General features: G+C 75.1%; 1 protein-coding gene. It reads right to left on the bottom strand.

From position 1 onward, the window contains the following. Window positions 1-98: 98 nt before the first annotated feature. Entirely contained in the window at window positions 99-1082 is a 984-nt protein-coding gene (locus tag DW309_RS11615; RefSeq protein WP_136028621.1) for a LacI family DNA-binding transcriptional regulator, read from the bottom strand. Between the last annotated feature and the right edge of the window lie 89 nt (window positions 1083-1171).

Below are 1171 nucleotides of genomic sequence, written 5' to 3'. Positions count from 1 at the left end.
CGGCTGCGGGCGGAGTTCGTCGCCGCGCGCGCCTCGCTCCGCACGCTCGGGGCCCGCGCGAGCATCGCCGCCCTGGGCTGACCCGCGGGTCGAGGGGCTCAGACCGGGGCGGCCCCGGTGCGGCACGACTCGCGCTCGACCAGGTCGACGTCGATCACAGCGACCGCCGGCCCTGCGGGCTCCGCACCGCCGAGCCGGTCGAAGATGCGCTCCGCGGCGAGCGTGCCCAGGCGATACGGGTCCTGGTCGATCACGGTGAGCGCCGGCGTCAGAACGTCGGCCATCGGGAAGTCGCCGAAGCCGACGATCGCGAGGGGCTCGTCGCGCAGCGCCGCGGCGAGCGCCATCGAGCACCGCGCGTTGGCCGAGAAGAGGGCGGTGGGCGGGTCGTCGAGGGCCCGCAGTTGCGCCACCGCCTGCCGTGCCGCCTCCCGATCCGAGACGCCGGATCGCACCAGCTCCGCGTCGGCCGCGATCCCCGCCTCCGCGAGCCCGCGTCGCCAGCCCTCCAGCCGGTTCGCCTCGGTGGACAGGTGCACGGCGTCGCCGACGTAGGCGATCCGCCGGTGCCCGTGGCCGATCAGGTGCTGCACCGCCGCCACGGCCCCGCGCTCGTCGGCCTCGACGAACGTGTCGGCGTCGAGGCCGACGGGCGCCCGGTCGACGAACACGATCGGCGTGTGCTCGCGCCACCGCTCCAACCAGGAGTGGTCGACCCCGACCGGGGCGATCACCAGTCCCGACAGCTGCCGGCCGAGCATCGACTCGATCGCCGGACGCTCCCCCTCCGGGTCGGACCCCAGACTCGTGACGAGCGTGGACAGTCCGCGCCCGCGCGCGACGTCTTCGATGGCGCGGGCGATCGAGGCGAAGAACGGGTCGACGATGTCGGGCACCGCGACGCCGATGACCGAGGTCCGCCCGGCGCGGAAGGTGGTGGCCAGCACGTTGGGGACGTAGTTGAGCTCGCGCATGGCCTGCTCGACCAGGGCCCTGGTGTGCGGCAGCACGTGCGGGTCGTCGTTGAACACGCGCGAGACCGTCTTGGTGCTCACGCCCGCGCGCGCGGCGACGTCACGCATGGTCGTCACAGGTACCTCCTCGCCCCCGGGGCGGGGCAGCCTCCGGCCACCCTACCGGCCGCGCCGCGCTCAGCCGCGCCCGTCGACGG

The organism is Microbacterium sp. K41 (assembly GCF_004794395.1).
GTDB classification, from domain to species: domain Bacteria; phylum Actinomycetota; class Actinomycetes; order Actinomycetales; family Microbacteriaceae; genus Microbacterium; species Microbacterium sufflavum.
Note: the sequence above shows the minus strand (reverse complement) of the source record. Positions and strands in the feature narration are given on the sequence as shown.

Bases quoted from the DNA above. Each gene is read 5' to 3' on its own strand.
- DW309_RS11615 (WP_136028621.1), bottom strand. From the start codon at position 1,082: ATGCGTGACGTCGCCGCGCGCGCGGGCGTGAGCACCAAGACGGTCTCG.